Source organism: Hymenobacter glacieicola, from assembly GCF_014640315.1.
Taxonomy (GTDB): Bacteria; Bacteroidota; Bacteroidia; order Cytophagales; family Hymenobacteraceae; genus Hymenobacter; species Hymenobacter glacieicola.
Genome location: NZ_BMGS01000003.1, coordinates 465,843 through 477,970 on the forward strand (window position 1 = coordinate 465,843; position 12,128 = coordinate 477,970).

Annotated in this window: 13 protein-coding genes; 8 read left to right on the forward strand and 5 right to left on the reverse strand. The window is 54.4% G+C overall.

Going from position 1 to position 12,128, the window contains the following annotated elements:
- Positions 1–33: 33 nt before the first annotated feature.
- Positions 34–1,473: a DUF4270 family protein gene (locus tag IEW18_RS07860; protein ID WP_188557279.1), complete on the reverse strand. Its 1,440-nt coding sequence runs from the start codon at positions 1,471–1,473 to the stop codon at positions 34–36.
- Between the two features lie 40 nt (positions 1,474–1,513).
- On the reverse strand, positions 1,514–2,326 hold the full coding sequence (locus IEW18_RS07865) for a glycogen/starch synthase (protein WP_188557280.1): 813 nt from the start codon (positions 2,324–2,326) through the stop codon (positions 1,514–1,516).
- Positions 2,327–2,446: 120 nt separating this feature from the next.
- On the opposite strand from IEW18_RS07865, the gene panC reads away from it, so the two are divergent.
- The 7 genes from panC (at position 2,447) to IEW18_RS07900 (ending at position 8,723) form a co-directional block, all read left to right on the forward strand.
- Complete coding sequence (gene panC / locus IEW18_RS07870; protein ID WP_188557281.1) at positions 2,447–3,304, forward strand: pantoate--beta-alanine ligase; 858 nt, start codon at positions 2,447–2,449, stop codon at positions 3,302–3,304.
- Positions 3,305–3,374: 70 nt separating this feature from the next.
- Complete coding sequence (panD, locus tag IEW18_RS07875) at positions 3,375–3,722, forward strand: aspartate 1-decarboxylase (protein WP_188557282.1); 348 nt, start codon at positions 3,375–3,377, stop codon at positions 3,720–3,722.
- A gap of 125 nt (positions 3,723–3,847) precedes the next feature.
- Positions 3,848–4,864: a lysylphosphatidylglycerol synthase transmembrane domain-containing protein gene (locus IEW18_RS07880; protein WP_188557283.1), complete on the forward strand. Its 1,017-nt coding sequence runs from the start codon at positions 3,848–3,850 to the stop codon at positions 4,862–4,864.
- A gap of 12 nt (positions 4,865–4,876) precedes the next feature.
- Entirely contained in the window at positions 4,877–5,356 is a 480-nt protein-coding gene (gene rfaE2, locus IEW18_RS07885; RefSeq protein ID WP_188557284.1) for a D-glycero-beta-D-manno-heptose 1-phosphate adenylyltransferase, read from the forward strand.
- Positions 5,357–5,446: 90 nt separating this feature from the next.
- The gene (locus IEW18_RS07890) at positions 5,447–6,145 is read left to right on the forward strand and encodes a zinc metallopeptidase (RefSeq protein WP_188557285.1); all 699 of its coding nucleotides are present in this window, start codon (positions 5,447–5,449) and stop codon (positions 6,143–6,145) included.
- A gap of 357 nt (positions 6,146–6,502) precedes the next feature.
- Complete coding sequence (locus IEW18_RS07895) at positions 6,503–7,642, forward strand: acyl-CoA dehydrogenase (protein WP_188557286.1); 1,140 nt, start codon at positions 6,503–6,505, stop codon at positions 7,640–7,642.
- 157 nt (positions 7,643–7,799) lie between these two features.
- The gene (locus IEW18_RS07900; protein WP_188557287.1) at positions 7,800–8,723 is read left to right on the forward strand and encodes a helix-turn-helix domain-containing protein; all 924 of its coding nucleotides are present in this window, start codon (positions 7,800–7,802) and stop codon (positions 8,721–8,723) included.
- Positions 8,724–8,849: 126 nt separating this feature from the next.
- On the opposite strand, the gene IEW18_RS07905 is transcribed toward IEW18_RS07900, so the two are convergent.
- Genes IEW18_RS07905 through IEW18_RS07915 form a run of 3 tightly spaced genes read right to left on the reverse strand, consistent with a single transcriptional unit; the run spans position 8,850 to position 10,730 of the window.
- Positions 8,850–9,620: a geranylgeranylglyceryl/heptaprenylglyceryl phosphate synthase gene (locus IEW18_RS07905; RefSeq protein ID WP_188557318.1), complete on the reverse strand. Its 771-nt coding sequence runs from the start codon at positions 9,618–9,620 to the stop codon at positions 8,850–8,852.
- The gene (locus IEW18_RS07910) at positions 9,598–10,335 is read right to left on the reverse strand and encodes a hypothetical protein (protein ID WP_188557288.1); all 738 of its coding nucleotides are present in this window, start codon (positions 10,333–10,335) and stop codon (positions 9,598–9,600) included. The genes IEW18_RS07905 and IEW18_RS07910 overlap by 23 nt, the downstream gene beginning before the upstream one ends.
- A gap of 8 nt (positions 10,336–10,343) precedes the next feature.
- Positions 10,344–10,730, reverse strand: coding sequence for a phage holin family protein (locus IEW18_RS07915; RefSeq protein WP_188557289.1), 387 nt, complete (start codon positions 10,728–10,730; stop codon positions 10,344–10,346).
- Positions 10,731–10,875: 145 nt separating this feature from the next.
- Between IEW18_RS07915 and IEW18_RS07920 the strand changes: the two genes are divergently transcribed.
- The gene (locus IEW18_RS07920) at positions 10,876–12,018 is read left to right on the forward strand and encodes a J domain-containing protein (protein WP_188557290.1); all 1,143 of its coding nucleotides are present in this window, start codon (positions 10,876–10,878) and stop codon (positions 12,016–12,018) included.
- Positions 12,019–12,128 lie beyond the last annotated feature (110 nt).

The window sequence follows — 12,128 nt, forward strand, 5'->3', positions numbered from 1 at the left end:
TTGTTGATAGGCTCGTTCAGCACAAAATGCTGTTTAACGAAGCTTGGAATAATATACGCGGAGCTTGATAGCCTTAGTATCAAGCTGAGCACGGTTCAAGGTCAGGTTGGGGTTGGTACGCAGGATGGGTGATAAGAGCAGTGCTGAGGGCAGCTCACCATCCAGCCGATTTTGCAGGTAGGCTTGCAAGTATTCCGTCAGGGGTACGGAGTAGTATTGGGGCGAATCGTAGCTAGGGTACAGCGTTGCCGCCGCCGGGTTGCCCACGCTTGTCGCCGTCGACTGGCCGTTCTGGCCAGCACCTTCTACCTGGACCAACCGCTCGTAGCTAGTGGCGCCTACCGTGCGCACCAAGGGCTCGTTGCTGGCATTTACCTCGTATAGATAAACGCTGGTAGGGTAAGGGAACAAGGCATTCGTGTTCTGCTTGATTGGTAACAGCAGTTCGGCGCGATTTACGGCCACCTCTGTATTATTCATAAGCGTTGCTAAGCCCTGCAGTTCCAATCGAGTCGCTAAACCAGTTCCCTCCTGCAAATATGTATACCCATCGGTAGCACTAGAGTTAATCTGCTGACCTGTTGAACTCAGACTTGCTAATGGGGTGCCGGAAAAGTCAGTAGTGAGCTGAGTGAAATATTTGGGCCCGGTAGTGCGCGCATCAGTAGGCAGAGGCCCCGCTACCAAGCTATAGGAGTGAAACTTGCTCTTGTAGCCGCTGGCATTCGTGCCAGTGAAATAAAATATTACCCTGGAGTTGTACGAGCGGTTAAAGGCCACAACGTTATCCGCGAATCCGGTGGAAGGCGTTAGAGCTATACCTTTCCAAATAGCATCAAGCCTTTCCTGATTAAAGGAAGTGCTCTGCAAGGCGGAAAAGACCGAGTTAGCCAGTGCTGTGGTAGCTGCATATTTCAGCAGCCGCAGCCGCACTACTCTGTCAATTACAGTGGTGGTAATGAGGCGGGTAGTGGTATCCGTTGTGCTGGAGGCCAACGTCCGCTGCTTCACCTGAACAGAGCGGTTGAGCGGAGCTGAAAGATTCGTGAGCAGCACACTGCTAGCCGGAACTGAGGTAGAGTTGTACACTGTACGCTCATCTAGCGGCTGCTGGAGTACGCCTAAATCAAACCGTAATGGTTGAGATGCAGTGCCATAGACCTTATCGAAACCAATGCTAAACACCACGGAGTCTAGCCGAACTCCGGTAAACTTGCTGGGTAATGAGTCAACTGGGCTCAGGAAGGAGTTGTACTGCAGGTTCAGGTATGCCTGAGCGGTAGTAGTGCCAACTTTAGTATCGCGCAGTCGGCCTACCAGCAATTGGTTGCTATTAATAGTTTCAACGGGCTGCTGACGTACGGTGTACGTAGCAACTGGCAGATCAAGAAATTGTGAGCTAATGGGCGAAGTGCCAGGTAGCTCCAGGCCAAGGTCATTGGCTTTTTCACAGCTGGTAGCAAGGCCCAGCATGGAAACGGCAAAAAGGGAAACCGAAGCGAGTCGGCTGGCGCTAGCTGGCCAATTCATTATAGAGGGCGTAGTAAGAAGTCAGCAGATTGTCATCGGCGCCAACCTGCTCAATTTGTTTCTTAGTCGAGTACTCGGTGAACATCGAATTCAGATTTTCACTGAACGCTTCGTCTGATTTCACTACCGTATCGGCGTACTCCATACCTACCTTGATGAACCCGCCGAAGTCAGCAGTTTTCAGCGCGGCCAGCATATCATCTTCAATGTCCAGCATCTTTGCTTTCTCAATGATGTCGCCCTCAAACTTGTGGTCAAACTCATTGTTGTAGATGGTGAACACCGATTTGGCATCCTTGAAAATCGGGTCCTTTTTGTAGGTCGTTTTCAAGTACATCGGAATCAGGCCTGTCATCCAGTCATTGCAGTGCACAATGTCAGGCGCCCAGCCCAGCTTCTTTACCGTTTCCAGCACTCCTTTGCAGAAGAAGATAGCCCGCTCGTCGTTGTCGGCGTGAAACTTATCGTTCTTGTCAACCAACACAGACTTGCGGTGGAAGTAGTCTTCGTTGTCAATAAAGTATACCTGCAGCTTGGCGTTCGGGATGGAGGCTACTTTAATGATGAGCGGCTTTTCGTCCTCGCCCACGGCAATGTTGATGCCCGAAAGCCGCACTACTTCGTGCAGGCGGTTCTTGCGCTCATTGATGATGCCGAAACGGGGCACGAAAATGCGGATTTCCATCCCCATTTCCTGCATTCCCTGCGGCAGCCGCCGCAAAAACTCCGCTACCTTGGTGGTCTGCAAAAACGGGTTGATTTCCGTGGCAGCATAGAGTATTCTCAACTTGGACATATAGAGTCAGTTGGGGTGATTAGGAATGGGCAACACTTTGGGATGCACAAAATTAAACATTTTTGAGGGAAATTTCAACCTAACTCATCTGGCCACTCGTTGTAGGGGCCTTTTTACTCTATGGAGATACTGAATACCGTCGCCGCGTTGCAAGCCCGTACCGAAACTTGGCGGCGAGAAGGTAAGCGCATTGGTCTAGTGCCCACCATGGGTGCCCTGCACGAAGGCCACCTGCAGCTAGTGCGCGCCGCGGCGCAGGAGTGTGATGTGGTGGTAACCAGCATCTTCGTAAACCCTACCCAGTTCAACAACCCCGAAGACTTCCGCTTGTACCCGCGTCTGCCCGAGGCGGATGCGGAGCTGCTGGCGCCGGCGGGGTGCACGGCCTTGTTCCTGCCCGCAGCCTCCGACATGTACCCGCAGCCCAGCGTGCTGCGCTTTGATTTCGGGCCACTGGAGCGGGTGATGGAGGGGGCGCACCGGCCGGGGCACTTCAATGGGGTAGCTACGGTGGTAAGCAAGCTGTTTCACCTGAGCCGGCCCCACCGGGTGTATTTCGGGCAAAAAGACCTTCAGCAGGTAGCCATAGTGCGGCAGCTCATTGCGGATTTGTCGTTTGATTTGGAGCTGGTGGCATTTCCTACCGTGCGGGAGGCCGACGGGCTAGCTATGTCCTCGCGCAACCGGCGCTTGGATGCGGCCTCCCGGGCCGTGGCTCCGCGCTTGTACCAGGCCTTGCAATTGGCCCAGGAGCTGGTGCAGGGCGGGCGAGCTTCGGTCGAGGAAGTTCAGGCGGCGGCCCGCGCTTCACTCAATTCCACGCCCGGCCTTGAGCTGGAATACTTGGAGCTGGTGGATGCACAAACCCTGCAGCCCCTGCCGGAGTGGCAGCCCGGCCGCACGGTGGCAGTCTGCGTGGCCGCGCACCTGGGGGGCGTTCGGCTAATTGATAACGTAGTAGTAGCCTACCCTTACTAAGGACGGCGCCCTAGCGCTTCGGGGCGGGTTTACTATCTTTGCGGCCCAAAATTCACTCGCTTTTTCACCCATGCACATCGAAATTCTCAAGTCGAAGATTCACCGCGTAAAGGTTACGCAGGCGGAATTGCACTACGTGGGCAGCATCACTATTGATGAAGACCTGCTGGACGCGGCCAACATGGTGGAAAACGAGAAGGTAACCATTGTTAATGTCAACAATGGGGAACGGTTTGAAACTTATACCATCAAGGGCGAGCGAGGCTCAGGAATGATCTGTTTGAATGGTCCGGCTGCTCGCCGGGTAGCAGTCGGCGACATCATCATTATCATTTCTTATGCGCTAATTGACTTCGCGGAAGCTCGAACCCACAAGCCTACAGTTATCTTCCCGGATCAGCACAATCGTATTAATTAATTGGGTTTTGTCAAGAAATAATGCTGGTGGACTAGCACCGGAATAGCCCCAAGTAGACGGGCTTCCGTGCGTGGTCCACCAGCTGTTTTCTTGTTTGGGGAGCAGACATTCACCTATTTACCGCCATGAAGCAACTGCTGAACGTTCTGAAATACGGCCTACTGCTCGTGTTGTCGGGGTTATTGATGTGGTACGCCCTGCGTGGTCAGGAGCTGAAACTGGTGGGCCAGTACATGCGCGAAGCCAACTACGGCTGGCTGAGCCTGACGGTGCTACTTTCGGCTCTGGGCTACTTCAGCCGAGCCCACCGCTGGCAGATGCAGCTAGAGGCCAGCGGACAAAATCCGCGCTACTGGCACGTGTACCACGCCATGATGGTAGGATACTTGGCCAACTTGGTACTACCCCGCATGGGCGAAGTTATCCGGTGCTCTGTGCTCAACCGCACTGACCGGGTACCCGTGCAGGTGTCGCTAGGAGCTGTTATTACGGAACGCGTGATTGACTTGCTGATTCTGGCTGGCCTGTTAGGGCTGACGCTTCTGCTGGACTTTCATAAGTTCTGGGCTTTTGTAGTAAGCTTGTTTTCTGATCGGTACGAATCCCTGGCCGCGCACAAAAACCTGCTTCTACTGCTGGCAGCAATAACAGTCGTGCTGCTGCTGCTGTCGGGGTACTTGTTGCTGCGCAATCTGGAAAAACTGCGGCAGCGGGCCCTCTTCGTAAAGCTTGAAAACTTTGTGCGGGGCATGCTCGACGGTGTATTTAGCATACGGAAGCTGCGCAGCCCCGGGCTGTTTTTGCTGCATACGGCCTTTACCTGGCTGGTGTACTACCTCATGGATTACCTGGCATTCTTCGCCTTCCCCGCCACGGCCGGCCTCACGCCGGCCGCCGGTTTGGCCGTGCTTACCTTCGGGGCCTTCGGCATGGCGGCGCCGGTGCAGGGCGGCTTTGGGGCCTTCCACCTGATGGTGCAAAGCACGCTGCTTGTGTACGGCATCAGCAAGGAGGCCGGTATTGCTTACGCGCTGGTGGTGCACGGCTCCCAAACCCTGCTGGTGGTGCTAATGGGCGGTATCAGCTTTGTTGCCAGCATGGTGAAATCAGGGAAGGTTACCCCGCAGGTAGCCTTAACTTAAAGCGGCCCGCGCATGTGGACGAAAGATAAAATTATGGCTCTACCAGAACTGCTAGCCCAAGTAGCAGCCTGGAAAGCAGCCGGCGAGAAAATTGTGTTTACGAATGGGTGCTTCGATCTGCTCCACCTGGGCCATGTCGACTACCTCGAAAAAGCTCGTCACCTGGGCCAGCGCTTGGTGGTAGGCCTTAATACGGACGCTTCGGTGAGCTGCCTGAAGCCAGGGCGACCCCTGCAAGACGAAGTGTCACGGGCACGGGTGTTGGCTTCTCTTTTGTTTGTGGATGCAGTAGTGCTCTTCGGTGAGCAAACCCCACTAAACCTGATAGAAGCCATTCAACCCGATATTCTAGTTAAAGGCGACGACTATCAAATCAGTGGAATTGTGGGCCACGAAGTAGTGTTACGAAACGGCGGGCAGGTGCTGACCGTACCCTTGGTAACTGGTTACAGCACTACGCGCATCGTCGAGCGGATTCTGGGTAGCAGTTGAGCTTTCAGGCTAAGGTAGGAGGCAAATACCGCCATCCGTGCGTTAGTCGAGCGGCTTAGCCAGCGCCCCCTCATTCTAACCATCTCTACCATGTACTACAATTCAAGCCCCATTTACTTTATTGTCATTCTGGCTATGGTAGTCAGCTGGCTGATTCAGTGGCGGCTACGAAGCAAGTTCAGTCAGTATGCCCAGATTGGGTTACAGTCGGGCCTTTCCGGCCGGCAGATTGCTGAGTTAATGCTTGCCGACCACGGCATCACCGACGTGCGCGTTATCAGCACGGAAGGCCGCCTGACCGACCACTACAACCCCGCCGATAAAACCGTGAACCTCAGCGAGGCCGTGTATGAGGAGCGAAGCGCTGCCGCTGCCGCCGTTGCGGCCCACGAATGCGGCCACGCTGTGCAGCATGCCACTGCTTATAGCGCCCTGCAGTTCCGCTCGGCCATGGTGCCGGCCCTGAGCGCCGTATCCAAGTTCATGCCGTTCGTATTGCTGGCTGGCGTGTTCATGATTCGTACTACGCTCATTCCGTTGGGGGTAGGCATTGTGCTGTTTTCCCTGACTACCCTGTTTTCCTTCGTGACCTTGCCGGTTGAGTTTGACGCCTCCAAGCGGGCCCTGGCCTGGATTGACAAGCGCGGCATCGTGACTCCGCAGGAGCATGCCATGGCCAAAGACGCCCTGTGGTGGGCCGCCATGACCTACGTGGTAGCGGCGCTTAGCTCCTTGGCTACCTTGCTTTATTACGTGAGCATCTTCCTGGGTAGCCGCGACCGTCGTTAGGCGCAGGCGTGCTAGCAGCACTTCTAAACCAAGCAGCCGCTCTTACCAAAGGGCGGCTGTTTTGTGTATCGGCCCTCCTGCTCCTGCGCTTAAAGCAGCCATTACTCTCTTAGCACTAGATTGTAGTAGCTGGCAGTAGTCATAATTCTACTTGGAGACTCTGGCAAGCTAGGAGCAGAAACCAAGCTCGGCAGGAAACAAAAAACGGGTAGGATACCTTATGCTGCTAGCCTACTAAAAAAATGCGGGCTATCTGCGTAATCTGCAAACTTGTCGGTTAATTTTGAGGCCCGACAGCGAATTTACGCCGCGCTGTGTATCATTTCTTTGCTTTTCCCACCCCACCCACTATTCCGCATGGATTTTCAGCTCACTGAAGAACAACTGGCCGTTCAGGCCGCTGCCCGCGACTTTGCCCAGACTGAATTATGGGCTGGCGTCATCGAACGGGATGAACACCAAAAGTTTCCCGCCGAGCAGATCAAGAAGATGGGCGAACTGGGCTTTCTAGGCATGATGGTTAGCCCAGAGTACGGCGGCGGCGGCATGGATACCGTGAGCTACGTACTGGCCATGGAAGAAATCAGCAAAGTGGATGCTTCCTGCTCCGTTATCATGTCGGTGAATAACTCGCTGGTATGCTGGGGCTTGGAGAAATACGGCACGGAGGAACAGAAACGTAAGTATCTGCCTCGCCTGACTTCCGGCGAAATCATTGGCGCCTTTGCTCTTTCGGAGCCCGAAGCCGGCTCTGATGCCACTAGCCAGCGCACTACCGCCGAGGATAAGGGAGATTACTACCTACTAAACGGCACCAAAAACTGGATTACCAACGGTACTACCGCTTCGGTGTACTTGGTAGTTGCCCAAACCAATGTCGAGCTGAAGCACCGTGGCATCAACGTGCTCATCGTGGAGAAAGGCATGGAAGGCTTCCAGACTGGCCCCAAGGAAAACAAGCTCGGCATCCGTGGTTCTGATACCTGCTCCCTCATGTTCAACGACGTGAAGGTGCCCAAGGAAAACCGCATTGGGGAAGATGGCTTCGGCTTCAAGTTCGCCATGCAAGTGCTGGCCGGTGGCCGAATTGGCATTGCTGCGCAAGCTCTTGGCATTGCTTCCGGCTCCTATGAACTGGCGTTAAAGTACTCCAAAGAGCGTAAAGCCTTCGGGGTACCGATTGCCCAGCACCAAGCCATTCAGTTCAAGCTTGCCGATATGGCTACGAACATTGATGCTGCCCGTCTGTTGTGCCTGCAAGCCGCCCACGACAAGGACGCGCACCAGGATTACGCCAAGTCGGGTGCTATGGCTAAGCTGTTCGCTTCTAAAACCGCCATGGATGCCTCTGTGGAGGCTGTCCAGATCCACGGTGGCTACGGTTTTGTGAAGGAATACCACGTAGAGCGCCTGATGCGCGACGCCAAAATCACGCAGATTTACGAGGGAACTTCTGAGATTCAGAAAATTGTAATCTCTCGGGAAATTCTCAAGTAGGACTTGAATTGCCTAAAAGTCAGAAGTATTGCACAAAACCCAGCCTTTTTTAGGCTGGGTTTTGTGTTTGTGTGAATTTTTATATGTTATTTTGCATTACATAAGTCAGGGGTACTATTTCTTCACCCACACCTGAGTTTTAAAATACCCGTCGAAGATGGAAGATTATAATAAAGTAATTGAGTCACTTGGTGTTCGGTACATCAAGGCGAAAAATCTGGTGTTGCAGCAGCCTTTCACGGTGCGCAATTCCTACGATGTGGGCAACAACCTTATTTTGCTGCATAAGGGCCGGGTTTCTTTCGGCGACGAGGATCAGGTAGTGGAAGAAGGGGAAATGCTGTTCATCCCCGGAGGCCGGGCCACGAAAGTGACTTACGGTGAGCCCTCAAGCAAGAGCATCACCAACGACGACCTGATAACGAATAAGGACAAGTTCTTCCATTCCAATTCGGACCTCGACTTAATCGGGGATGCTGAGGAAAGCCATTCCTTCGTAAGCTTTGAGGCCAAAGTGTTTGACTCAGTCAACTTCTTTGCGTCTCTGGATGTGCCTGCTTTCTTGATTACGGGCAACTCCAAGCTGGCGAACCTGGTTATTAAGGTGGTGGAGGAAAGCCTGCAGGAACTGCCGGGTCGGGAGCGTCTCATTACAATTTACACCGAGAACATTGTGGTGGAAATTGTGCGCTACATCTTGAAAAACAAGATGTTCGTGGAGCAACTGGCTACCAACAGCACTTACTTCAAGGATCCGCGCCTCATCGACCTGTTTAACTACATCAAGGAAAATATCGGCGGCGACTTATCGAACAAGGTTCTTTCGGGTGTAGCCAACGTGAGCGAAGACTACGTGGGTCAGTACTTCAAGATGCTGACGGGTATTAACCCCCAGGACTACATTGAGTACCAGCGTATGGAACGCGCCGTGTTCCTGCTTCGCACCACCAAGAAAAGCATCCGTGACATTGGTAAAGAGGTAGGCTACAAGGATACAGCCTATTTCTGCCGCCGCTTCAAGATGATGTTTGGCATACCGGCCGGCAAAATGCGCCGCCGCGAATCCGCTATGAACATCTAGTAGCGTACTAATCTAGGCTATGATACATTGGCCTGGACTTATTTACCAACAAGAAAGGCGCCCGGTACCGGGCGCCTTTCTTGTTGCTTATACGTAGTTAACGCTAACTACTACAGTTACTTAGAGCTATGCAGTCTTGGTAGCAACACTATTAAAGCTGTGCACAACTTTCGACATCTCAGCCAGGAACTCTGGGGCTTTTTCAATTTGGTTGCCGACTACAATGATGTCAGCGCCGGCAGCAAGCGCAGCCTGGGCCTTTTCCGTGGTGTTGATACCGCCGCCAACTATCAGAGGCACATCAACTGCTTGGCGCACGGCCCGAATCATGGCTGGGGCCACAGGGTATAAAGCGCCGCTACCACCATCAAGGTACATGAGGCGTAGGCCGAGCTGCTCACCAGCCATGGCCGTGCAGGCGGCAATACTCGGTTTGTCGTGGGGTAGGGGGGTAGTGCCACTGATGTAGCTGGCTGTTGTTTGCCGGCCCGTATCGACTAGCATGTAGCCCGTCGGCAGGATCTGCAGGTTGCTCTGACGCAGCAGAGGCGCGGCAATAACGTGCTGGCCAATCAGAAAGTCAGGGTTGCGGCCCGAAATCAAAGACAACAGTAAGATTCCATCAGCTTGGTCATCCAGGTGCAGGCTGTGGCTGGGGAAAAGCAGAACCGGAATGCTGGAACGGCTCTTGATAAAACGAATGAGGGCAGCCTGGCGAGTATTCATCACCAAGCTGCCGCCCACAAAAAAGTATTCTACGGTATGCTGTTCACTAAGCTCCAACAACTGCCGGCAGCTGGCTTCATCCAGGTTATCAGGGTCCAGCAATACAGCCAGTGACTTCTGGCCGTGCGTCCGGCGTTTGCTTAAAGCATCATACAGGCTGGTGAGGCGCATCCGCGTCGTCGTGGTGGTAGGTAAATTCAATGTCCCGGGTTTCCGGTTCAGAGTGAACCGTAGCCGAAGACGCAAGGTCGGGATTTTTGATGATTGGTAGATACTCGCTGGCTTTCTTAGCCACGTAGGCCATCAGCACAGCCGAGGCCTGCGCTATCAGCATCTTGCCCGTATCCGATTGCATAAAAGCTTTTACAGCCGAAGCCAACACGGAAGAAGCCTCCTCATGGTTTCCAGCCGGGCGATGGGCGGGCACGGAACGCCGAACCCGGGGCTCATCGAAGCCTAGGGGCTGGAACGGGTCGTCATCCGTATGGTACACATCAGGAGCAATGTGGGCTCGTTCCGAGTGAGGCTGGGTACGTCCCCGGTCATAGTGATGATGGCCAGTACCGAACCCGAGGTCATCGGCTACGGCCGTATCAACGGCCGTGGAGGCCTGTGAGCGACGAGGACGGCTTCTGCCATTTTTCAGGTGGCGAGCGTAATCATCCTCATTGTCGAGAGCGGCGTGTTTTTTTTTACCGCCAAAGGCTTTTGACAGCAGCCAGATGCCACCAAGTACGCCAGCGCCAATGGCTACGTACTTGCTGACTTCCTGAGTTTTGGCTTTGATGCCTTCCACGTCGCCCATCAGGGCGCGCTCATATTCCAGCTTCTGGCGCTCCAGAAACTCTTTTTCGTCCTCAAATAGCGGGTTATGCAGATCGGCCATACGATGGGTTAGGCTTGGCGTTTGTCAGATTTATAAATGGTATTGTTCAGGAGCTTGTCAGCTAGGCCCTGGAAGAGCTTTTTATCGACGCCAATCACAAAAATGACGAGCAGTACTAAGTAAAAGCCGGCTACAATACCGAAGCCCCAATACGGGCTATCCAGTACGTCGTTGAGCAGAAGGCCCAGAAATACGTTCAGAAACAGGAAAAACATCAGCCCAATGGTGGCCAGCGCTGCCCCGTGCAGCGTGCCGACGAAGGCCGTTTTCACTTTTTCCTGGGTTTCCAGGCGTACCAGATCAATGCGGGTATCCAGGTAGCCCATCACGTTGCCCATCAGATTATCCGTGCGGGGCGTTTTGGTGGCGTCATCTTCAGTGGAGAACAGGCCCATAGGGGAGAATTTTTGCGAGGAACAATGTTACGGGTGCACAGGTCCGAAAACCACGCCGAAGCCAGTTTTGCAGATAGCCCTTTCTTACGGAAAACCTAGCAGCGTGTCTGAAAATTGACGTACTTTTACTATATAATGTCATAGGTTGAGCCAAAATCACTACCAGGTACTGGGCGTTGCTACCACGGCTACGGCCCGGGAAATAAAGCTGGCGTACAAGCAGCTGGCCGTAAAATATCATCCGGATAAGCACGGCGGCAGCCCCTTATACGAGGAGTTATTCAAGGCAGCGGCAGCGGCGTATCGGGTGCTCGGCGACCCGGGCCGTCGGGCCCAGTACGACTTCCAGCTCCAGGTAGCAGCGCGACGGGCTGAGGAAGCGCGGCGGCAACAGCAATTTCGTAATCAGGGCCAGCACATTTACGGGGTGCCCATGCCCCCACCGGCTCCCGTGCGCACCCGCCGGCCGGCCGGCTCTCATGAGCGGCATTACCGCACCATTCCGAAGCAGCGTCCCAAGTTCACACGGCACGATTTGCGTCTGATTCTGCTGCTAGTGGGCGGCATTGCGCTGTTTGTGCTGGCCGTACGCATTTCTATGTACCGCCTAACGGCTACTAGCAACTACCAACGGGGCCTAGAGGCGTACACCCGCCGGGAGTGGAGCGCCGCGCATAGCTTTTTCTCCGATGCCCTGCGCTTCCGGCCCGACTACACAGCGGCGCTACGCCGCCGGGCCGAAATAGAGGAGCTGTTCTATCATAATCCGCTGGCTGCCGTCACCGACTATAAAGCCGCACTAGCCGGGGCGGAAAGCCCCCGCCAACGCGCGCAACTGTTGCTACGGCTAAGCTTGTGCTACCGCGCCCTGCAACGGCCAGATTTGGTAAAAGCTACAACCCAGCAAGCCCTGGCCCAAGACTCCACTCTGGCCCATGCCCGGTTACTACGCGGGGAGGCCCTGCTTTTTTCACACCGCTATTCAGCCGCCCGCCGGGACTTCAACGCGGGCTTGCGGCACGCCCACCAGGAGCCGGCTTACATTGGGGCCCGGCTGTTGCTGTACCGGGGGCTGGCCAACTTCAAGGAGCACGACCTGCGGGCCGCTCGTGCCGATTACTGGCAGGTGCTGGCGTCCTACCCCAACCAGGGGCAAGTATATTTCCTGCTGGGGCGCATTGCCCAGCAGGAAGGGAATACTGCTGAAGCCTGCGAGTTTTTTCGCCGCGCCGTGGTGCAGGGATACCGCTTCGCGGAGCAGGCCCAGGCAAAATCCTGCCCGAAATAGAAAAGCAAAAACCCCCTCCGCGTCCGGAGAGGGTTTTCGTTCACTAGTAATACCGGATAGAAATTGACTTCTAGTTGCACTGCACACACAATGCCCAATAATTGCGCTCG

Excerpts from the sequence above, each read along its gene's own strand:
- IEW18_RS07895 (WP_188557286.1), top strand. The coding sequence starts at position 6,503 with ATGGATTTTCAGCTCACTGAAGAACAACTGGCCGTTCAGGCCGCTGCC.
- IEW18_RS07915 (WP_188557289.1), bottom strand. The coding sequence starts at position 10,730 with ATGGGCCTGTTCTCCACTGAAGATGACGCCACCAAAACGCCCCGCACG.
- IEW18_RS07900 (WP_188557287.1), top strand. The coding sequence starts at position 7,800 with ATGGAAGATTATAATAAAGTAATTGAGTCACTTGGTGTTCGGTACATC.
- IEW18_RS07880 (WP_188557283.1), top strand. The coding sequence starts at position 3,848 with ATGAAGCAACTGCTGAACGTTCTGAAATACGGCCTACTGCTCGTGTTG.
- IEW18_RS07890 (WP_188557285.1), top strand. The coding sequence starts at position 5,447 with ATGTACTACAATTCAAGCCCCATTTACTTTATTGTCATTCTGGCTATG.
- IEW18_RS07905 (WP_188557318.1), bottom strand. The coding sequence starts at position 9,620 with ATGCGCCTCACCAGCCTGTATGATGCTTTAAGCAAACGCCGGACGCAC.
- rfaE2 (WP_188557284.1), top strand. The coding sequence starts at position 4,877 with ATGTGGACGAAAGATAAAATTATGGCTCTACCAGAACTGCTAGCCCAA.
- panC (WP_188557281.1), top strand. The coding sequence starts at position 2,447 with ATGGAGATACTGAATACCGTCGCCGCGTTGCAAGCCCGTACCGAAACT.
- IEW18_RS07865 (WP_188557280.1), bottom strand. The coding sequence starts at position 2,326 with ATGTCCAAGTTGAGAATACTCTATGCTGCCACGGAAATCAACCCGTTT.
- panD (WP_188557282.1), top strand. The coding sequence starts at position 3,375 with ATGCACATCGAAATTCTCAAGTCGAAGATTCACCGCGTAAAGGTTACG.
- IEW18_RS07860 (WP_188557279.1), bottom strand. The coding sequence starts at position 1,473 with ATGCTGGGCCTTGCTACCAGCTGTGAAAAAGCCAATGACCTTGGCCTG.
- IEW18_RS07910 (WP_188557288.1), bottom strand. The coding sequence starts at position 10,335 with ATGGCCGATCTGCATAACCCGCTATTTGAGGACGAAAAAGAGTTTCTG.